This is a genomic window from Ligilactobacillus saerimneri DSM 16049, assembly GCF_000423265.1.
Taxonomy (GTDB): Bacteria; Bacillota; Bacilli; order Lactobacillales; family Lactobacillaceae; genus Ligilactobacillus; species Ligilactobacillus saerimneri.
The window spans coordinates 11,552-30,790 of the sequence record NZ_AUHQ01000012.1; the positions used below are offsets into that span (position 1 = coordinate 11,552).

At 44.6% G+C, this 19,239-nt stretch carries 21 protein-coding genes and 2 riboswitches; of the genes, 13 read left to right on the forward strand and 8 right to left on the reverse strand.

The annotated features are described in order from the left end of the window. Positions 1-65: 65 nt before the first annotated feature. The 4 genes from G541_RS0104345 to G541_RS0104365 all read right to left on the reverse strand — a co-directional run bounded on the left by G541_RS0104345 (position 66) and on the right by G541_RS0104365 (position 3,743). Entirely contained in the window at positions 66-1,358 is a 1,293-nt protein-coding gene (locus G541_RS0104345; protein WP_027826618.1) for a C40 family peptidase, read from the reverse strand. Between the two features lie 241 nt (positions 1,359-1,599). Beyond that, positions 1,600-2,172, reverse strand: a complete 573-nt coding sequence (locus G541_RS0104350; RefSeq protein ID WP_027826619.1) for an ECF transporter S component — start codon at positions 2,170-2,172, stop codon at positions 1,600-1,602. A gap of 91 nt (positions 2,173-2,263) precedes the next feature. Beyond that, positions 2,264-2,384: riboswitch (FMN riboswitch) on the reverse strand. Positions 2,385-2,445: 61 nt separating this feature from the next. Next, positions 2,446-3,045 (reverse strand): nitroreductase family protein, encoded by a 600-nt coding sequence (locus tag G541_RS0104360; protein ID WP_027826621.1) that lies wholly within the window; start codon positions 3,043-3,045, stop codon positions 2,446-2,448. 203 nt (positions 3,046-3,248) lie between these two features. Further along, complete coding sequence (locus G541_RS0104365) at positions 3,249-3,743, reverse strand: QueT transporter family protein (RefSeq protein WP_009553960.1); 495 nt, start codon at positions 3,741-3,743, stop codon at positions 3,249-3,251. Between the two features lie 7 nt (positions 3,744-3,750). Then, a riboswitch (PreQ1 riboswitch) is annotated at positions 3,751-3,798 on the reverse strand. A gap of 126 nt (positions 3,799-3,924) precedes the next feature. Here G541_RS0104365 and G541_RS0104370 point away from each other — a divergent pair. The 5 genes from G541_RS0104370 (at position 3,925) to G541_RS0104390 (ending at position 8,904) form a co-directional block, all read left to right on the forward strand. Further along, positions 3,925-4,347 carry an acetyl-CoA carboxylase biotin carboxyl carrier protein gene (locus G541_RS0104370; RefSeq protein WP_027826622.1) on the forward strand — a complete coding sequence of 141 codons (423 nt, stop codon included), beginning with the start codon at positions 3,925-3,927 and terminating at the stop codon, positions 4,345-4,347. A gap of 4 nt (positions 4,348-4,351) precedes the next feature. Continuing rightward, positions 4,352-5,719, forward strand: coding sequence for an acetyl-CoA carboxylase biotin carboxylase subunit (locus G541_RS0104375; protein ID WP_027826623.1), 1,368 nt, complete (start codon positions 4,352-4,354; stop codon positions 5,717-5,719). Beyond that, positions 5,719-6,573, forward strand: coding sequence for an acetyl-CoA carboxylase carboxyltransferase subunit beta (locus tag G541_RS0104380; protein WP_027826624.1), 855 nt, complete (start codon positions 5,719-5,721; stop codon positions 6,571-6,573). The genes G541_RS0104375 and G541_RS0104380 overlap by 1 nt, the downstream gene beginning before the upstream one ends. Beyond that, positions 6,560-7,333, forward strand: a complete 774-nt coding sequence (gene accA, locus G541_RS0104385) for an acetyl-CoA carboxylase carboxyltransferase subunit alpha (protein WP_027826625.1) — start codon at positions 6,560-6,562, stop codon at positions 7,331-7,333. Before G541_RS0104380 ends, accA begins: the two co-directional genes overlap by 14 nt. Positions 7,334-7,458: 125 nt before the next feature. Further along, positions 7,459-8,904 carry a nicotinate phosphoribosyltransferase gene (locus tag G541_RS0104390; RefSeq protein ID WP_027826626.1) on the forward strand — a complete coding sequence of 482 codons (1,446 nt, stop codon included), beginning with the start codon at positions 7,459-7,461 and terminating at the stop codon, positions 8,902-8,904. 35 nt (positions 8,905-8,939) lie between these two features. Here G541_RS0104390 and G541_RS0104395 read toward each other — a convergent pair whose 3' ends face one another. The 4 genes from G541_RS0104395 to G541_RS0104410 form a co-directional block, all read right to left on the reverse strand. Next, the gene (locus G541_RS0104395; RefSeq protein WP_009553954.1) at positions 8,940-9,737 is read right to left on the reverse strand and encodes a metal ABC transporter permease; all 798 of its coding nucleotides are present in this window, start codon (positions 9,735-9,737) and stop codon (positions 8,940-8,942) included. After that, positions 9,737-10,393 carry a metal ABC transporter ATP-binding protein gene (locus G541_RS0104400; RefSeq protein WP_009553953.1) on the reverse strand — a complete coding sequence of 219 codons (657 nt, stop codon included), beginning with the start codon at positions 10,391-10,393 and terminating at the stop codon, positions 9,737-9,739. Before G541_RS0104400 ends, G541_RS0104395 begins: the two co-directional genes overlap by 1 nt. Positions 10,394-10,399: 6 nt before the next feature. Further along, complete coding sequence (locus G541_RS0104405) at positions 10,400-11,284, reverse strand: metal ABC transporter solute-binding protein, Zn/Mn family (protein WP_027826627.1); 885 nt, start codon at positions 11,282-11,284, stop codon at positions 10,400-10,402. Positions 11,285-11,441: 157 nt separating this feature from the next. Next, positions 11,442-12,095: an HD domain-containing protein gene (locus tag G541_RS0104410; protein WP_035162934.1), complete on the reverse strand. Its 654-nt coding sequence runs from the start codon at positions 12,093-12,095 to the stop codon at positions 11,442-11,444. 132 nt (positions 12,096-12,227) lie between these two features. Here G541_RS0104410 and G541_RS0104415 point away from each other — a divergent pair, with 132 nt between their 5' ends. The 8 genes from G541_RS0104415 to G541_RS0104450 all read left to right on the forward strand — a co-directional run bounded on the left by G541_RS0104415 (position 12,228) and on the right by G541_RS0104450 (position 19,172). After that, entirely contained in the window at positions 12,228-13,601 is a 1,374-nt protein-coding gene (locus tag G541_RS0104415) for an MFS transporter (RefSeq protein WP_009553950.1), read from the forward strand. Positions 13,602-13,794: 193 nt separating this feature from the next. Beyond that, positions 13,795-14,535: a 16S rRNA (guanine(527)-N(7))-methyltransferase RsmG gene (gene rsmG, locus G541_RS0104420; RefSeq protein ID WP_009553949.1), complete on the forward strand. Its 741-nt coding sequence runs from the start codon at positions 13,795-13,797 to the stop codon at positions 14,533-14,535. Positions 14,536-14,545: 10 nt separating this feature from the next. Further along, positions 14,546-15,382 carry a nucleoid occlusion protein gene (gene noc / locus G541_RS0104425; RefSeq protein WP_009553948.1) on the forward strand — a complete coding sequence of 279 codons (837 nt, stop codon included), beginning with the start codon at positions 14,546-14,548 and terminating at the stop codon, positions 15,380-15,382. Positions 15,383-15,396: 14 nt separating this feature from the next. After that, positions 15,397-16,164 carry a ParA family protein gene (locus tag G541_RS0104430; protein WP_009553947.1) on the forward strand — a complete coding sequence of 256 codons (768 nt, stop codon included), beginning with the start codon at positions 15,397-15,399 and terminating at the stop codon, positions 16,162-16,164. Then, complete coding sequence (locus G541_RS0104435; protein WP_009553946.1) at positions 16,154-17,044, forward strand: ParB/RepB/Spo0J family partition protein; 891 nt, start codon at positions 16,154-16,156, stop codon at positions 17,042-17,044. The genes G541_RS0104430 and G541_RS0104435 overlap by 11 nt, the downstream gene beginning before the upstream one ends. A gap of 19 nt (positions 17,045-17,063) precedes the next feature. After that, positions 17,064-17,249 (forward strand): DUF951 domain-containing protein, encoded by a 186-nt coding sequence (locus G541_RS0104440; protein WP_009553945.1) that lies wholly within the window; start codon positions 17,064-17,066, stop codon positions 17,247-17,249. A 50-nt stretch (positions 17,250-17,299) separates the two neighbouring features. Next, on the forward strand, positions 17,300-18,400 hold the full coding sequence (gene ychF, locus G541_RS0104445; protein ID WP_027826629.1) for a redox-regulated ATPase YchF: 1,101 nt from the start codon (positions 17,300-17,302) through the stop codon (positions 18,398-18,400). A gap of 28 nt (positions 18,401-18,428) precedes the next feature. Continuing rightward, the gene (locus tag G541_RS0104450; protein ID WP_027826630.1) at positions 18,429-19,172 is read left to right on the forward strand and encodes a DUF1129 family protein; all 744 of its coding nucleotides are present in this window, start codon (positions 18,429-18,431) and stop codon (positions 19,170-19,172) included. Positions 19,173-19,239 lie beyond the last annotated feature (67 nt).

The following is a 19,239-nucleotide window of genomic DNA, read 5'->3' on the forward strand; positions in this document are numbered from 1 at the left end:
ATTGATGAATATAAAAAGGCTACACCGCATAGGATGTAGCCTTTTTATGATGTAATTGTTTGCTCTTAGTTTACATGGACAGCAAATGATGGCATGTAGTAAGCCATATTACCATAGCTGACGTTTTGGCCTTCTTGAGGAGCAGCAATATAAGTATTATTACCAGCATAGATTGCGACGTGGTAAGTATTCCCTTTGCTTCCCCAGAAAAGTAAGTCCCCAGGTTGAGCTTGGCTCACAGCAATCTGTGTCCCGGCGGATTCTTGAGCAATGGTATTCCGCCCAATGCTCTTGCCTAACTGAGCGTAAACGTATTGGGTAAAGCCAGAGCAGTCAAAACCGCTTGGAGTAGTTCCGCCCCAAACATATGGTGTACCAAGGTACTTTTGGGCAATAGTTACAGCAGCGGCATTGCTTGCTGAACTAACAGGGTTAGTTGCAGCTTGCTTGTAATCCGTAGCGGTTGGTGCCGTTGCTTGAGTTGATTCATGCACAGTAGGAGTTGCAGCAGTGGTATTTGCTTGCTGACTAGTAACAGCGGTAGTAGTTGGTGCTGTTTGGGTAGTAGTACTTGTTTGGCTAGGAGCTGGTGTAGCAGCAACACTAGTTTCGGCTTTGGCAACAGTACTGCTGCTGGTAGTTGTAGTAGTAGTTTCCGTGGAAGAACTGGTAGCAACTGTTGGAGCAGCTGTAGTTGGTTGCTGAGTAGCTGAAGTCGTTGTGCTTGAAGAAGTAGCTACGGAACTTGCACTAGATGTTTGAGCACTGCTAGTTTGACTTTCAGTTGTAGTAGTTGTTGCAGGTGCAGGGGTTGCAGCTTGTTGTGTTGTAGCAACAGCCGCACTCTTAGCAGGAACAACTTGTGGTGTACGTTCAGTCACGCTGGTTGCTGTCTGAGTAGTAGCAGCAGTTGCACCAGGAGTAGTATGAGCTTTAGCCACAACAGATAATGTTTGTCCAGCAATGATAAGGTCATTATCACTAGCAATGTTGTTCATTGAACGTAGGCTATCGACACTCATGTTATGCGCGCGAGCGATGGACCAGAGGGTGTCCCCAGTCTTAACTACGTATGTATTAGTGACAGGCTTAGTGCTGGTTTGCTTAGGAGTAGCTGCCTTGTTAGCAGTTGGAATCTCCAATGATGCACCAGCATAAATTAGGTGGGTATCAGAATTAATCTTGTTTAATGTTTCGATTGATTGGATGGAGACACCATACTTTTGAGCGAAATGCCATACAGAGTCACCAGGTTGGATCTTTACAGTGGTATTAGCGCTAGCAGGCTGAGCAGAAACAGCTAATAAACCAGCTGCTCCCACAGTTCCAGCTAACAGGGTTTTTGTCTTATTGTTCATGCTCTCACTCCCGTCTATCTCCAGATAGTAATATTGACACTTCCTATTGTATAGCAAATCGGTTACAATCCCTACGGCTTAAATGTTACAATTAGTTTTCTTTTTGTAATATATTTGTTAAGTGGCGTCGGTATTTGTTTTGTTCAGGATAAGCAGCAATAAGTAAGTTTGCAAAAAGCTAAAAAGATTTCTTTTTTTGCAAAAAAAGAATCCGTGCGTTAGCACGGATTTGATGAGTAAGCTAATATTCACGATGTTTGTGTTCGATCCAATTTTCCAAATGGTGATATATTAAACCAAAGGCAACAGTTAACAAGATCCCCTTAATAATATTAAATGGAGCGACAACTGTTAGTACATAGCGTCCAATGCTGAATGGCAGTTGCAAACCAATAACCCGCATATAGAGGGGAGTGACAACTGCCCAGTTGGCTAAGCTCATCACAACAGTGAGTGCAATGGTAGCAATAGCACCCGCCGTAATGATGTTTGTTACGCTTTTATCCCGCGCCGCTAGGAAGCGATATAAGCTAAACACAAATGTTACAGTTGCCAGAAAACCAGCTGCAATCCCAATAAAGTTGGGTGCATCAAAGCCGGTTAAAACAAAATATAACAAGGACCGCAAAACTGCGACCAAAAGCCCATCAGCTGGACCAAGGATAAAGAAAGCTAACAAGATCGGTAAATCCGAAAAGTCGACTTTCATCCAAGTAAACCCCGGAATGACGGGGAAAGAAATATAATACAAAAGATATGCTAGTCCAGCCAAAGCAGCGGCGACTACATACTTTCTAGTTCTGGTTTGCACCATAGTAAAACCTCCTAAAGATGAGGAATACCTTCCATGGACTGGATCAAACAAAAAAATCCTCCCACTTCAAGGAGGATTTAGGTATGCTAAAATCCATCTTCTACCATCTAGACTATAACTATCGGCCTTGGAATCACACCAAGTCAGTCCCAATAATGGGAGTCGCGGGCTTTACCGCCGGTCGGGAATTACACCCTGCCCTGAAGATAAACCAAAAATATTTAATTACGCTAAAACTATACAACAAGTTAATAGTAGTCACAAGTCCAGCGATTAATTGAAAAGCCGGAATTGTTCATCCTTGGCCAGCTTTGGCTTGTCTTCAGCTGGAGCTTCGATAGAGCCAAATGGCATTTGTGCACGCAATTGCCAACCAGCTGGTAAGTCAAATTCAGCGCGAATGGCATCATCAATTAGTGGGTTGTAGTGTTGGAGACTAGCACCAATTCCTTGTTCTGCCAAGGCAACCCAAACAGCTTGTTGTGCCCCACCAATTGCTTGTTCTGCCCATGGCTTGAAGTTGTCAGCATAGAGCTTAAAATCATTTTCAAGCTTTTCAACAGTTGGCATATCAGTGAAGTACAGAATTGTTCCGGCTCCGGCACGGAAACTTGCGATCTTGTCAGCAGTAGACTGGAAGTTTTCTGCTGGTACAATCTTCCGTAAAGTTTCTTCAACGATGTCCCAAACACGGTTTGACTTTTCGCCGAAGAGCACAACGGCACGGACTGTTTGGCTATTGAAAGCAGTTGGTGAAGATTGAATAGTATCAGTTACCAATTCATAAACTTCATTTTGAGTGAGTGGTAAGTTTTCGCCTAGCGCGTAAATAGAATGTCTTTTTTTGTTTAATTCAACTAATTTAGATTCCATAATGATTACCTCCAAAACAATATGTAATTAACTTGTTGTTTTTAGTATAACTTGCTTACTAAAAATAAGCAAGTTAAAAATAATATTTTTTGCGGGTAGAAATGGATATAGGTTGGAGCAGGAAGATAAGTTTAATAAAAAGAACGAAGGATACTTCAAAGAAGTCCCCTTCGTTCAATTGATTACTATAAAAATGCTGATGGTTATTTAGTTAAGTCGATCCGTTCACTAATCAAGTAAACTAAAATAGCGCCAACGGCCATGGCCCCGAGTTCACCGGCTGCAACTGAAATGTACGAAGCCCAGAATGGTAAGTGCATAACATAAAATAGTTCTAGGGCAATGATCCATGACATAGCAGCACAGATGATGACAGTTGCGACCAGTTTGCCGACTTTGCTTGAGATGTGTTGGCTTACCCAGTAACTCAGCGCTGTCATCAGGAGGGTTTCTGTGGTCCCAAAAACCATATCGACAACTCCCAAACTGGAATTGATATTGGCTACTGCACATCCCAGGGTTAATGCCCAAATATAGCGTTTGTTGAAAACAACCAAATTGTTGAGCATTTCTGAGACACGAAACTGAACTGCTCCGTAACTTAGCGGATTAATCAAAGTTAAAGCAATGTATAAAGCAGCGATCAGGGCGGCTTTGACTAGGCTCACTAACCGTGTGTGACTAGATGTATTTTCCATATTAAATCTCTCCTTAGTTTTTTATAAAGGTGGGATGGTTGCGAACCACCTGTGTTTCAAGAAACACATGCTAGTATAGCAGATTTATTAAGGTTTGTGGGGAACAATCTGCAAACCAAGAACATTTGGTATAATGAAAGGTATTGACTATAACGGAATAAATTTAAGAGAGGACAAAAATATGGATTTGGATGAAATTCGTCAGCTAATGCGGGATTTTGAACAAATGACAGTGCGTGAACTAGAGATTGATAATGGTGATTTCCATTTACGCTTGAGTAAGAACAAGAGCTCACAAATATCGGCACCTATCGAAAGTGAGAACCCCCCAACGGACCCAGTATTAGTTGCTAAAGCTGAAACGCAAACGGTCACTGCACCACTGGTCGGTGTAGTCTATTTGCGTCCCCAACCCGATCAACCACCATATGTACAAGTGGGTGATCAAGTTGAGGAAGGGACAACTGTTTGTGTTATTGAAGCTATGAAGATGGTAACGGAGATAAAAAGTCAACATGCGGGTCAAGTGGCGGCAATTGCTGTTCAAGACGGCGAGTTAGTTGAATTTGGGCAACCCTTGATGGAAGTGGCAGAGAGCAGGTGAAACAATGTTTACAAAGGTTCTAGTCGCTAACCGAGGTGAAATTGCAGTACGGATCATTCGCTCATTACAAGAATTAGGAATTCAAACAGTGGCGATTTATTCAACTGCTGATCGGGATGGTTTACATGTTCAATTGGCAGATGAAGCGGTCTGTGTAGGACCTGCGCAACCCCAAGAATCTTACTTGAATATGCAAAATATTATTGCAGCAGCAGTGGGTGTTGGAGCACAAGCAATCCACCCCGGATATGGTTTTTTGGCCGAGAATGCCGAATTTGCTAACTTGTGTACACAATGCGGCCTAACTTTTATTGGCCCCCGAGCAACGACGATTGATTTGATGGGAAACAAGGAGCATGCGCGGCAAGAAATGCGGCAAAACGGGATTCCAGTAGTCCCTGGAAGCAAGGGGCGGATTACGACCCTGGGAGTAGCGCAGCAAGCCGCTAGTGAATTAGGCTATCCTATAATGTTAAAAGCAATTGCCGGTGGTGGTGGCAAGGGCATCCGCCGTGTCGAAAGTGAACAAGAATTGGAACGTGTCTTTACCCGGGCCCAAAAAGAAGCCCTATTATCCTTTGGAGACCAGGGAATGTATCTGGAAAAGATACTGACGGGGGTCAGACATATCGAAGTCCAAGTTTTTGCTGATCACCAGGGGAACCAAGTTTATTTTCCAGAGCGTGATTGCTCAGTTCAGCGCAATAAACAGAAATTGGTTGAAGAGAGTCCAGCCCCCGGCTTGACCTCAGCGGAGAGAAAATACTTGGGGCGGCTTGCCCTCCGGGTAATGGATGTGATTGCCTATACCAATACGGGAACGATTGAATTTTTGATGGATCAGGACCACCATTTTTATTTCATTGAAATGAACACCCGGCTCCAGGTGGAGCATACCGTGACAGAGATGATCACGGGGATAGACTTGGTCAAAGAACAGGTGCGGGTGGCAGCGGGCTTACCCCTGTCATTTATGCAGGATGATATTCAAGCACACGGACATGCAATCGAGTGTCGCATCAATGCGGAAGATCCGACCCACGACTTCCGCCCAGCTACTGGTCAGGTGACAATAGTACATCTTCCAGCAGGAAACTTGGGCGTGCGGATTGATACGGCGTTATATCCGGGGGATGTGGTCACACCTTTTTATGATTCACTGATTGCTAAAGTGATTGCACAAGGATCTGATCGCGAAGAAGCTCGGGCCAAGGCCCAACGTTTAGTAAACGAATTGGTAGTTCGGGGAGTCACGACCAATCAAGCATTGCAACAGGCAATTCTTGCAGACCCGCTTTTTGTTGGCGGGCAGGCGACGATTACAACGTTGGAAAAAGAGATTCTTCCCGCTTGGAAAGGAACGGATATGTGATGGCTTTGTATGATAAAAAGAATACTCTCAGCGAGCGTCATATTCAGGCAGATAAAAAAGCTATGCAGCGAGTTCCAGATGACTTATGGGAGAAGTGTCATTATTGTCATGGCACTTGGGCCAAAGTGGCGACTAATCGTTATGGCACTTGTCCCCACTGTGGTGCAGGCAAACGGCAGGCGGCACGGCAGCGTTTAGCGTGGCTGGTAGATGAATTTACAGAGATGGATGCTGAACTGACAACTGTTGTGGGGAGAGATTTTCCAGGTTATATGGAAAAGATAACGGCTGCCCAAGCGCGAACACAGCTTAACGATGCGGTTTTAACAGGAAAAGCAACTATCGAGCGGACCCCGTTTGCTTTAGGGATCATGGATCCACTGTTCATCATGGGATCATTGGGAACTGTGGCCGGTGAAAAAATCACCCGCCTGTTTGAATATGCGACAGCCCACCAACTCCCAGTTGTACTAGTAACGGCTTCGGGGGGTGCACGGATGCAAGAAGGGATCCATTCGTTAATGCAGATGGCGAAAATTTCGCAGGCCATAGCAGCCCACCACCGTGCAGGCTTGCTATATATAACGATTTTGACGGACCCAACAACAGGGGGTGTGACGGCTAGTTTTGCGATGGATGGCGACATTATTCTGGCTGAACCACATGCCTTAATTGGTTTTGCGGGGCGACGAGTAATTGAACAAACCATCCAAACCACAGTAACGCCGGACTTGCAGACGGCAGAAAATGTCCTACGATACGGTTTCATTGATCAAATTGTGCAACGTGAAGATGAAAAAAAGGTTCTCGGATGGTTATTGAAAAATGGAGGTAGAAATAATGTCCAAGCTTGATGCAGCTCAGGTCGTAAAACGCGCCCGGCGGGCAGATAAGATTACGGCGCAGGAGCTAATCACACATTTGTTTCCTGATTTTTTTGAGCTTCATGGTGACCGGGTGGGCGGAGATGATCCTGCAATCATCGGTGGTTGGGCAACTTTCCACGACCAGCCGGTAACTGTCATCATAACCAACCGGGGCCAGGACCTGGCAGAACGCCAACAAACGCATTTTGGAAGTCCGATGCCAGCGGGTTATCGCAAGGCTTTGCGTCTGATGCAACAAGCAGCCCACTTTAACCGCCCAGTGTTGGTATTTGTTAATACCCCGGGAGCATACCCTAGTCCGGAAGCAGAAGAACAAGGGCAGGGTCCAGCATTGGCCCAGAGTATTTTGGCAATGGGCGAACTTGAAGTCCCTGTGATCACTGTGATTTATGGTGAAGGAGGGAGTGGCGGTGCATTAGCTTTAGCCGTTAGTGATCAAGTTTGGATGTTGGAGTATAGTACCTATGCAATTCTTTCCCCAGAAGGTTTTGCTGCTATCCTGTGGAAAGACAGTAAAAAGGCGGGGTTAGCGGCAGAGCAGATGCAATTAACCCCCCAAGCATTGCTGAAGCAACAGGTAATAGAGGGGATAATCCCTGAACCAGACGATCATAAGGAAGTATGCACTAATATTGATCAAGTGTTATGGGAACAATTACAAAAGTTACGCGCCTTACCAGGGAATGAACTGGTGCGCCAACGCCATGCGCGTTTTCGGAAGTTTTAAGAAGTACATGGCAGGGATGATAGCTTGTTTCAAGGGTAAAAATCATTTATTATGGTTTTAAAACATTTAGCCCGACCAGTTTAGCGTCCGTGCTAGCAAATCTAAGGAGAATAACAATAGAAATTATGAAAGTCGGAGATAATTTAGCATTACTGACAGACCTCTATGAGTTCACTATGTCAGCTGGTTTCCAACGTGCTCTAGACCGTGAACAACGTGGGGTATTTGACATTTTTTATCGTCAAGTCCCAGATAATGGGAGCTTTGTGATTGCTGCTGGGCTCCAACAGGCTTTGGAAGAAATCCAAAACATGCACTTTGCTAAAGAGGATATTGCTTATTTACGTTCATTGAACATATTTGATGAAGAGTTTTTGACTTATTTGCAGAATTTCAAAAACACATGTGATATCTGGGCAGTGCCTGAAGGAACCCCAATTTTTCCGCGGGAACCATTGATGACCATTCGTGGCCCGTTGATGGAAGCACAATTATATGAGACTTTCTTGCTCAATATTTTAAATCACCAGACGCTAATTGCTTCCAAGGCACGGCGGATTACTGCTGCCGCTGCTGGGTTGCCAGTGATGGAGTTCGGTGCTCGTCGGGCTCAAGGACCAAGTTCAGCACTCTTTGGAGCGCGGGCCGCAATCATTGGTGGGGCAGTGGCTACTTCCAACGTACTGGCGGGGAAAAAATTTGATATTCCAGTTTCTGGAACGATGGCCCACAGTTGGATTGAGGCATTCGACTCTGAAATCGATGCTTTCAATGCATGGGCGGATATTTATCCAGATAATTGTTCTTTGTTGGTTGATACTTACGATATCCTGAATTCAGGAGTTCCTAATGCCATCAAGACATTTCAGCGGTTGAAAGAAGAAGGGCATAGCTCTTTTGGGATTCGGATTGATTCGGGGGACATTACCTCTCTTTCACGGCAAGCGCGGAAGATGCTGGATGAAGCAGGGTTCCCCGACGCTAAAATTACCATTTCCAACTCCCTCAACGAAGAAATCATTTCTTCATTATTACACCAAGGTGCCCAAATTGACGCCTTGGGGGTAGGGGAAGAGTTGATTACCAGTTCTTCATCACCCGTGTTGAGTGGGGTATACAAATTAGCGGCGGTTGAACGCGATGGTGAATTGATTCCTAAGATTAAGTTGTCTGCTAGCCGGGGTAAACTAACATTACCAGGTTTGAAACAGGTTTATCGCCTCTATCACAAAGGAACTAATGAAGCCTTTGCTGATCTAATTGCGTTGAAAGATGAACGCTTGCCAATCGTTATTCATGCGGTGACAGCTGATCCGATGGCGATTAAACAAAATAAGTTACTGAATAATTTTGAGGCGCGCCCATTACAAACAGAGGTAATGAACGGTACGAAACTTTTGACCAGTACACCGGATGTGTTTGCAATTCAAAAGTTCAGTAAGCAACAGTTAGCAGAGCTACCAGAAGCAACCCAGCGACGGTTGAATCCAGATGAGTTCCCAGTGTATATCACACCGCAACTATATGCTTTGCAGCAAGCAGTTATCAGTCAATATACAGAAAATTACTAAACAAAAAAACGTCCAGTTCAAAAACTGGGCGTTTTTTACTTGTTATTAAGGAGGCGGTCTTTGAGTAAAGCGACGCCGTAAAACAGTGCTTCAAGCACTGTGATGAAGAAACTAGCTGGCCAATTAGTCCAATAGCTCAACGTAAGTCCAAGCCAAATGCCGATCAAGACGAAACTAAAGGTCAGCCCGATCATCTTGGGGAGAGAACTGGCAAAAAATTTAGCTGCCGAAGCCGGGATGGTCAGGAGAACAAAGATTAATAAGGCCCCGATAATTTGGGCTGTAATACTAACAGTCAAAGCTAACATTAATAAGAAAATTATTGAAACTAAGCGGTTGCCCCGTTGGTTGAACTCAGCTCCCTGCGCGTCAAAAGAATTATAAGCTAAACGGCGGAACAAGAAGAAGGCTACCACTAACAGCAAGATACTCAGCCAGATAAGGGTCCGGAGATTAGGGGCGGTGATCCCGATGATGCTTCCAAAGAGGATATTAGTGGCGTAACTTGCTTGCTTTTCAGAAAGGGATAAGAAGAGAATCCCCAATCCTAAGAATAAGCCTGAAAAGACACTAATTGATGCTTCACGGCGCCCGAGCTTTTCACCAGAAAAGCCGATAAATAAGGCGCTGGTACAAGTGAAAAGGAGCATTCCTAAAATTGGCTCGAAACCGGCAAAAATAGCAAAGGAAGCGCCAGAAAAGCCAATTTCAGATAGGGTATGGGTAAAGAATGAGGTTTGTCTAGCGACAACAAAGACCCCCATGAAACTACAGATAACAGCGATGAAGATTCCGGCAATGAATGCGTACCGCATAAAGTCGTAGTAAAACATTAATTTTGCGCCTCCTTTTTAGTCAAGTGACCGGTCTGGTTTGCAAGGTGAAGTTCGTAATCAGCATAAGTAGTAATTAATTCAGGATCGTGAGTAATAAAAATAACCGTTAGATTGCGTTGAGGCATGATACGCTTAAGCAAGCGAAGAAGTTCATGCTTTGATTCTTGGTCCAAGTTGGCAGTTGCCTCGTCCATGATTAGTAATTGTGGTTCAGCGCAAAGAGCTTGTGCCAGGTAGGCGCGTTGCTTTTCACCACCTGATGCCTTACCGAGGGGTTGGCGCGCAATCTTGGTTAGATTAGTTTCGTGTAAGAGGTCAGCCACGGTTTGTTTCATCCGTGGGGTATTCCAAGGGAGGAGTCGGTGTTTAAAACCAAGCGCTACGAAATCAGCAACACTTAAAGGATAGTCATCATCAATATTCCGTAACTGCGGAACGTATTGTACCTGGTCAGGAGTGAGGTTGATGGTTACAGTGGCCGATTCCCGGTTGATATGACGCAGGAGGTATTTGATTAAGGTAGTTTTGCCGACACCATTTTCACCTGTGATACAAGTTAAAGCTCCTTGGGGAATCCCAAAGGATAGGTCTTTAAAGAGTTGCCGTTGAGGGATTCTAAGATCTAAATGATCAACTTGTAAAATATAATCCATAACTGCTTAATCAATTCCTTTCTGTATATTGCGAACTTGCATGAATTCATCTTTCATCCAGGAGAGATAATTCCTGCCTGCGGGCATTGTTTCTGTAACCTGGACCACCGGCACATGATACTGGTGGCACAGTTTGACCAGTTGGTTAATGACCGGAGCGTCACTTTGGGTGTTTTCAACAAAGAAGGCGATGCGGTGATGACGGATGTCAGCTTGGAGCTGGGCGATATCGTCATACGAAGGATCGGTCCCCTCTTCAATGGCTTGGGCAAAGTGCTGATTAATAACTTTGTAACCCATCATCGCTAGTGCATAATCAAAAACTGGTTCGCTAACGGCTACTTTTTCCCCCTGGTTGTGGTGCTTAATCGTAGCTAAAAGGTCAGTTAGTTGCGATAGTTGTTGATTATAGGCTTTGGCATTGGCATAAAAGGCAGCGCGGTGTTGCGGCTGAATCTGACTGAATTCAGACGCTAATTTCAGCGTCACTTTTTTCATCAGATCAGGCCGGTACCAGAGGTGTTCATTGGCGCCGGGAGAAATATGGGCGATATCTTCGCCGACAGTAATATGGCGTTTGCTCGTCACTTTAGTAACCCAGGTGTCATAGCCGACCCCGTTAGACAAGACCAAATCACTGTCTTCAATCTTTCGAGCTGGTTTGATGGTGAGATCATATTCATGGGGATCAACGTTGGCACTGTCAATAATTGAGTAAACCTGCCCGTGATCTTTTAGGACAGCCTGTTCTAATTCACCATAAAAATTGGTGGTTGCTACCGCTTGAATCTTAGTCGTAGATTTAGCAGGTGTTCGCAAGCTACAACCGCTGATGATAATAGCACTAACTACCAAGAGCAAATTCAGCCAAACAAAGCGTATATACCGCAAGGGGATACCTCCTCATAAAATAAGTTCGAGTTAAATAGTAAGCATTACTATTTAAATTGTCAATAGGGACATTTATCAAGAAAAAGGACAATTACGCTTTAGAACGGGGCTAAGGACAACAAAACCAGCAATTGAATGCTGGTAATTACGATTTAAATTATTTTTGGCCAGCCCATTCAGCATGAAATTCGGCGAGGAATTCTTGCATGAAGCGGTGGCGGTGAGCAGCCATTTTTCGCCCGGTAGGGGTATTGAGCATAGCAGAGATTTTAAAAAGCTTTTCATCAAAATGATTGATGATCGTTTCATGGTCGAGGTTACGGTACTCTTCTTTGGACATATTATGCCGCGGTGGCATTGCAGGATCGTGGATTTTTTCACCATGAGCCCCACCAAAATAGACTGCCCGAATAATGCCGATTGCGCCGATAGCATCAAGCCAGTCCGCATCTTGAACAATTTGGCCCTCTAATGACAGGGAGGGGGTGTCTTTGTTTAAAGTGCTGGCGAAAGACATATTGGTAATGATTACCATGATTTGTTCTACTTCAGTTGGGGTTAATCCAGTTGTACTTAGAAAAGTACGAACATGGGCTTGAGCTGCCTGGGGGTCAGCGACGAGTTTATCATCGATCACATCGTGAAGGTAAGCAGCTGCTAGGGTAATAAATAGGTTGGCTTGTTCTTGAGTAGCAATTTGCCGTGCAATCGCCACAACTCGTTGGATATGGTCGAAACCGTGGCCAGTTTTATCGGCTTGGAGTTGGGCATGGGCATATTTTTGGATCGCGTTTAGTTGGACTTGATTCATCAGGACCACTCCTTCGATATAGATTAGGTCAATTATGGATAATCCCAGGGGTTAAATCAAGTAGTTGCAAGTAGTTTACAATTTTTCTAATTAAAACTATAATAGTACTGTCTTAAGAGGGAGATGTTGTTCATGAATGAAGAGATTGCAATGACAAAAGGGCAGCGAATGACCTTCATGTTTACCTTATTAATGGGGTCGTTTACGATGTCGATCAGTCAATCATCATTGTCAACTGCTTATCCAACGTTGATGCGGTATTTTGATGTTAGTGCCCCAACGATTCAGTGGCTGACTACAGGTTTTATGTTGATGATGTGTATTATGATGCCAGTTAGTCCGTGGTTGATGAATAATGTTAATTTCAAAGCACTCTATTTAGGGGTAATGATTCTATTCGAACTGGGGACACTGTTAATTGTTTTTGCACACAACTTTTGGTGGGCTCTAGGTGGGCGTCTCCTCGAAGGAATGGCTGTGGGAATTCGGTTTACAACTTTCCAAGCAGTCTTACTCTTAATCTCGCCCCGGAAAAATCGTGCTAAAACGATGGGGTTTGTTGGCCTGGTATTGGGGTCCGCATTAGCATGTGGTCCAATCATCTCAGGGATCGTACTTAATTATATGCGGTGGCAAAATCTCTTTTGGCTTTTTATGATCATTATTGCGATCTTGATTATCATGTCATTGTTTAGCATGCGCGATGTAGTTGAACGACACGAATACCAGTTAGATTTTGTGGCTGTGTTATATTCAGTTGGTTTGGTGGGCTTGTTATACTTCATCAATAGCTGGGGGAGCAGTCGGACTTTATCCCTTTGGTTGGGTGGAGAGTTTGTCATAAGTGCAATCTTGACGGCCCTCTTTGTCCAGCGTAACCTTACTGCCCCTAAACCGATGTTGGACTTGAAAGTGCTTAGATATGGTAATTTTGATATTGGGATGCTCCTGACGGGGTTAGCCTATATCTCACTAATCGTCACAACAGTACTCTACCCGATGTTTTATCAAGATGTACTGGGGTATTCACCATTAGTTTCTGGTTTAGCTTTAGTTCCTCCAGCTATCTTATTGAGTATTCTCAATCCATTGACTGGCCGTTTGACTGGTAAATTAGGGATGAAGCGGACGTTGTTGATCGGAATGGTAATGATTTTAGCTGGTTGGGCTGGCTTAGAAATCTTCATGCAGCAGTTACACTTACTCAGCATGATCTTGCTGGCATGCTTGATTGAAGGGGGCAATGCTTTCGTAATGATGCCTGCAACTACTTTAGGCGCCAACTCTTTACCAGAGCACCTGATTCCCCACGGGACGGCTGTGACGACAACGATGCGACAAATATTAGGTAGTTTAGGGGTTGCTTTAGCGATGTTGCTAGTTACATATGCAGGGCATACAACTATGGAAAAAGCAGGATATGGATACGCATTTGGCTTCTTCTTTGCATTAGAGTTAGTCGGATTGATTCTGGCTTTGATGATTAAAGAACAACGAACGGCGTGAGTGAGTGAAGCGTAAATAATGGGAAATTTGCTGGCAAAAAAAGCGAGTGAATTTCCCATTATTTTTTTGTAGAGATACTTGATTTCTCTAGGGTGGTGGCTTGTATTTCCTAGCTAAGTTTCTTATACTTATAACAGTGTGTGAAACATTGGGAAGCACTGTGTTTCACAAAAATATAACGAAGGAAAAAACTATGAATCCAGAAGAATTTCAACAGGCAGTGGCAGCACAAGGGATCATACTGACTGAGCAACAAATGGCACAGTTTGCGCTGTACTATCGGTTACTGGTCAAGACTAATGAGCAGGTTAACTTGACTGCCATCACAGCAGAAAATGAAGTTTATTTGAAACATTTTTATGATTCGTTGACGGCTGCGATTGCAGTGCCTGAAATACGAACCCAAGCGCTCAGTTTAGCAGACGTTGGGGCAGGAGCAGGGTTCCCGTCAATCCCGTTAAAAATCGCCTTTCCGCAGTTGCGGGTGACGATTATTGATTCTTTAAACAAGCGCATTAACTTTCTTCAAACGCTGGTTGATGAATTAGGGTTAACGGATGTTACGCTTGTTCATGCACGGGCAGAAGAATTTGGGGGTAAAAAGAGTGCTAGTCGGGAAACTTTTGACCTGGTAACAGCACGGGCAGTGGCCCGGATGAGTGTCCTGAGTGAGTTTTGTTTACCCCTCGTGCGAGTAGGGGGGCAATTTGTGGCATTGAAAGCCCAAAAAGCCCCTGATGAACTCCATGATGCCCAGTATGCAATTGCCAAACTAGGCGGTAAAATCGAAGCTGATAAGCAAATGACTTTGCCCCAAACAGGCGATGAGCGGCACATTGTGATAGTATCCAAGGTCCAACCGACACCACGGCAATATCCACGTAAAGCTGGTACACCTGCCCGTAAACCGTTGGTAGCACCAGAAAAAAACTAGGGGTGATAGTATGGCATGGTCTTTTTTTAAGAGTAAAAAAGAAGAGGTTGATCAAACAAAGAGCGTTCAGGAAATAGCGGTAGCGCAAATTGTTCCGAATCGTTATCAACCCCGAAAAGAATTTAGTGAGCAAAGTATTCAGGAGTTGGCGGAAACAATCCAAAAACACGGGTTATTGCAACCAATTGTGATCCGCGAATATGAACCAGAACACTATGAAATCATTGCGGGGGAACGACGTTTTCGAGCCGTTTCGTATTTAGGTTGGGAAAAAATTCCGGCCTTAGTCAAAGAGATGACGGATAGTGAATCTGCCTCGATGTCGATTATTGAGAATCTCCAACGGGAAGAACTGACTGCAATTGAAGAGGCTCAAGCCTACCAACGGCTGATGAAGCTCAACCAGATGACCCAGGTAGAATTGGCAAAAGTGATCGGCAAAAGCCAATCATTTGTTGCCAACAAGATGCGCTTGTTGCGTTTGGCACCAGCAGTTCAACGGGTGATGCTCAAGCGGGAGTTGACTGAGCGCCACGGGCGGTGTTTGGTTGGATTGGATGAAGCGACCCAGGTAGCGGTGATGAAAAAGATTCTGGCTGAACATCTTTCAGTTAAGGAAACTGAAGCAGTAGTCAGCACTTATAAGAAGCCACGTCCTAAGCGGACCAAGAAGAAGCGTTCAATTCGTGGGAAGACAAGTGATCCGCGGCTGGCGGTCAATACAATCCGGAAGTCAGTCAAAATGATTACTGATACCGGCTTGGATATCCATACCGTTGAGGAAGAACACGAAGGTTTTCGGCGGATTATCATTGATATTCCTGTTGATAAACCAGCGGGAAAGTAGAAAGGATGGCAACTGTGGGAACTGTTATTGCATTTGCAAATCAAAAAGGTGGCGTCGGCAAGACCACAACCAGTGTAAACTTGGGAGCTTGCCTGGCGGAAGCAGGAAAAAAAGTACTATTAATTGATACGGATGCCCAGGGGAATGCTACTAGTGGCCTGGGAGTACGCAAAGCAGATATTGACCAAGATATTTATGACGTTTTGGTCAATGAAGTTCCGATCGCGGATGTGATCAAGCATACGCAACGGGAAAACTACGATGTGGTGCCAGCAACGATCCAGTTGTCGGGGGCAGAAATCGAATTAACTTCGCAGATGGCGCGGGAAAAGCGGTTAGCAGATGCAGTGGCAACGATCAAAGATCAATACGATTATATTCTGATCGACTGTCCCCCATCACTGGGTTTACTGACTATCAACGCGTTTACGACTAGTGATTCAATTTTGATTCCCGTTCAAGCAGAATACTATGCTTTGGAAGGGTTGAGCCAGTTGATGAATACGATTCACCTGGTTCAGAAGCACTTCAATCCAGAATTGAAGATTGAAGGGGTCTTGATGACTATGTTAGATGCACGGACTAACCTGGGAAATGAAGTGGTGGCTGAAGTGCGGAACTATTTCAAAGATAAGGTATATCAGACGGTAATCTCACGTAACGTACGCTTATCTGAAGCTCCATCACACGGGATGGCGATCATTGATTATGATCCAAAGTCCAAGGGTGCAGAACAGTATCGGTCCTTGACCAAGGAGGTGCTTGCAGCTCATGACGAATAAAAAGAATAACCACGGCTTGGGACGAGGGATTGCAGCTCTTTTCCAGGATGTTGACGCAGAAAATCCGGCGGATGATGAAAAGGTTCTGGAGTTAGCGATCGCTGATATCCGGCCGAACCCTTACCAACCACGGAAAACTTTCAACGAAGAAGCGCTGGCAGAATTGGCGGCATCGATTAAAAAAGATGGGGTTTTCCAGCCGATTATTGTGCGCAAGTCGCAAGTTAAGGGTTATGAAATTATTGCTGGGGAACGTCGCTTCCGCGCCTCTAAGCTAGCACAAAAGAAAACTATTCCAGCGATCATTCGTGAGTTCAACGAAGAACAAATGATGGAAGTGGCTGTCTTGGAGAACTTGCAACGGGAAGACTTGACACCGTTGGAAGAAGCCCAAGCATATGCGACGTTGATGGAAAGACTGAATCTAACCCAAAATGAAGTTTCACAACGTCTAGGAAAGTCGCGACCATATATTGCTAACTACTTACGGCTCTTGGGCCTACCTGCATCCGTTAAAACGATGCTTCAAAAAGAGCAATTGTCGATGGGACAAGCGCGGACGTTGCTGGGGGTTAAAGACCAGAAAAAATTGGTAGCCTTAGCTAAAAGAACGGTCGCAGAAGGGTTAACTGTTCGCCAATTAGAACAATTGGTTCAAAAGGCTAACGGTAAGCAGCCAGCAAAGAAACGGAGTAAAACCAAAGCCAATCCATATGAGCAATATTACCGGCAAAGCGAACAACTCTTAGGCGAGAAGTTCGGGACGAAGGTTGCTATCAAGAACAATAAGTCGGGACACAAGGGAAAAATTGAAATTGACTACTTATCAACAGATGACTTCAACCGCATTATGGATGTTTTGGGGATCCATCTGGATTAGAGTTAAGGGGGACAAGCTGATGTATGAACTCCATGATATTGTTGAGATGAAAAAACCCCATCCATGTGGTGCCAACCGCTGGGAAATTATCCGGATGGGGATGGACATTAAGATTCAATGTACCCAGTGTGGGCGGTTGGTAATGTTACCCCGGCGGCAGTTTGACAAACGACTGAAGCGGGTATTAGAAAAGGCTCATGGTTAAACCAGAGTTAAGAAGCAAGCTAAATAAGTAAGGAAAGAGTGAAATAAAACATGGCATTAACTGCAGGGATTGTTGGGTTACCAAACGTTGGTAAATCAACTTTATTTAACGCGATTACTAAAGCGGGGGCTGAAATGGCCAACTATCCGTTTGCCACTATTGATCCAAACGTGGGGATGGTTGAGGTGCCAGACAAGCGCTTGGCACGGATTGATGAAATTGTGCCAGCTAAGAAGATCGTGCATACTACATTTGAGTTTACTGATATTGCTGGGATCGTAAAGGGTGCTAGCAAGGGTGAAGGTTTGGGGAATAAGTTTTTGGAAAACATTCGCCAAACTGATGCCATTGTTCACGTAGTGCGGGCATTCGATGATGATAATATTACTCACGTTACTGGACGGGTAGATCCGATTGATGATATTGATACGATCAACCTGGAATTAGTTTTAGCAGATTTGGATGCTGTTAACCGGCGTTTGGCTAAAGTTGAACGGGCAGCTAAGGGGCCAGATAAGGAAGCTAAAGCAGAGTTGGCTGTTCTCCAAAAGATCAAGCCTGTTTTGGAAGCCGGAAAGAGTGTCCGGACCATTGAATTTAATGATACTGAAAAAGTGATCGTTAAGCGGTTATTCCTGCTGACGACAAAGCCAGTTTTATACGTTGCCAACATTGCTGAAGAAGATATGGCTAACCCAGACGGCAACAAATATATGGCAGCGATCAAGGAACATGTCAAGGATGAAGGGGCCGAAGTGATCGGAGTGGCTGCAGCGTCTGAAGAAGAAATTGCAGAAATGGACGACGATGAAAAGGCTGAATTCTTGGAAATGGAAGGGGTCGAAGAACCAGGTTTGAACCGCTTGATTCGGGCTTCTTACAAGTTGTTGGGGCTGGAAACATTCTTTACTGCCGGGGGCAAGGAAACACGGGCCTGGACCTTTAAACATGGGACTAAAGCTCCCCAAGCGGCTGGTATTATTCACTCTGACTTCGAACGGGGCTTCATTCGGGCCGAAGTAGTGTCCTTTGAAGACTTGAACAAGTACGGTAGTATGCAAGCAGTTCGTGAAGCAGGCCGGTTACGCTTAGAGGGTAAGGACTATGTGGTCCAAGACGGTGACATTATTGAATTCCGGTTCAACGTTTAGTGGCAGAGAGTGATAGGAGGAACTGATCGTGGCAGAAGAAAAGACGGCAAGAGAAAAAAATGCCGAAACACAAGCATTGCGGAAGAAGCGGCAAGTAGAGCGGGAATTACAACAAACCCAAGCACGCTTGGATCGGTATGCAGGTTTAACCAATAAGAACGAAGATTATATGTATAAGTTGGACAAGGCATTGGATGAAATGCACTATGATCCAGCTAAAAAAGATGAAGTTATCGGGACAATGATGGCCGAACTTCAAGAAAAACAAAAGCAAGGGATCACTGCTGTTAAGCTGTATGGTCCAGTGAGCCAAAAGGCTGATGAAATCGTGAATGGTCCTAAGAAAAAGGAAGTTAAGCGTGGTAGTGGAGTGAACCAGACATTCCTGGAAGCAGCCCTAGATAACGGGACAATGATGTTCACCTTGTTCTGTTTGATGTTTGCGTTGATTGGTTTGTTCAGCAAAAAGGAAGCCCAAGCTGCAAGCAGTGGTTGGTTGACAGTTGTGCTGATTTCTGTGATTACCGGGGTAACCATGGCAGTCTTTACAACTAGTTTGTCTAAGTACAATACTAAAGGATGGGTAAAGATCACAACGGCATTGGCTACGTTGGTGGTAATGTGGCTCTTCATGTTCATTATCATTTCCCTAGTACCACAGTCAATCAACCCACCGTTGCCAGGGATTGTTTACTTTATCCTGGCAACAGTCGGGTACTTTGTACGTTTCTTCATGAAGAAGAAATTCAACTTCCGACCAAATATTTTCTAAAAGCAAAGCTATAATATTAAGAACGCCCAGTAGGATGCGAATCCAGCTGGGCGTTTTTGTGTGGGGA

Coding starts and splice junctions, on each gene's coding strand:
- G541_RS0104345 (WP_027826618.1), bottom strand. CDS start 1,358: ATGAACAATAAGACAAAAACCCTGTTAGCTGGAACTGTGGGAGCAGCT.
- G541_RS0104350 (WP_027826619.1), bottom strand. CDS start 2,172: ATGGTGCAAACCAGAACTAGAAAGTATGTAGTCGCCGCTGCTTTGGCT.
- G541_RS0104360 (WP_027826621.1), bottom strand. CDS start 3,045: ATGGAATCTAAATTAGTTGAATTAAACAAAAAAAGACATTCTATTTAC.
- G541_RS0104365 (WP_009553960.1), bottom strand. CDS start 3,743: ATGGAAAATACATCTAGTCACACACGGTTAGTGAGCCTAGTCAAAGCC.
- G541_RS0104370 (WP_027826622.1), top strand. CDS start 3,925: ATGGATTTGGATGAAATTCGTCAGCTAATGCGGGATTTTGAACAAATG.
- G541_RS0104375 (WP_027826623.1), top strand. CDS start 4,352: ATGTTTACAAAGGTTCTAGTCGCTAACCGAGGTGAAATTGCAGTACGG.
- G541_RS0104380 (WP_027826624.1), top strand. CDS start 5,719: ATGGCTTTGTATGATAAAAAGAATACTCTCAGCGAGCGTCATATTCAG.
- accA (WP_027826625.1), top strand. CDS start 6,560: ATGTCCAAGCTTGATGCAGCTCAGGTCGTAAAACGCGCCCGGCGGGCA.
- G541_RS0104390 (WP_027826626.1), top strand. CDS start 7,459: ATGAAAGTCGGAGATAATTTAGCATTACTGACAGACCTCTATGAGTTC.
- G541_RS0104395 (WP_009553954.1), bottom strand. CDS start 9,737: ATGTTTTACTACGACTTTATGCGGTACGCATTCATTGCCGGAATCTTC.
- G541_RS0104400 (WP_009553953.1), bottom strand. CDS start 10,393: ATGGATTATATTTTACAAGTTGATCATTTAGATCTTAGAATCCCTCAA.
- G541_RS0104410 (WP_035162934.1), bottom strand. CDS start 12,095: ATGAATCAAGTCCAACTAAACGCGATCCAAAAATATGCCCATGCCCAA.
- G541_RS0104415 (WP_009553950.1), top strand. CDS start 12,228: ATGAATGAAGAGATTGCAATGACAAAAGGGCAGCGAATGACCTTCATG.
- rsmG (WP_009553949.1), top strand. CDS start 13,795: ATGAATCCAGAAGAATTTCAACAGGCAGTGGCAGCACAAGGGATCATA.
- noc (WP_009553948.1), top strand. CDS start 14,546: ATGGCATGGTCTTTTTTTAAGAGTAAAAAAGAAGAGGTTGATCAAACA.
- G541_RS0104435 (WP_009553946.1), top strand. CDS start 16,154: ATGACGAATAAAAAGAATAACCACGGCTTGGGACGAGGGATTGCAGCT.
- G541_RS0104440 (WP_009553945.1), top strand. CDS start 17,064: ATGTATGAACTCCATGATATTGTTGAGATGAAAAAACCCCATCCATGT.
- ychF (WP_027826629.1), top strand. CDS start 17,300: ATGGCATTAACTGCAGGGATTGTTGGGTTACCAAACGTTGGTAAATCA.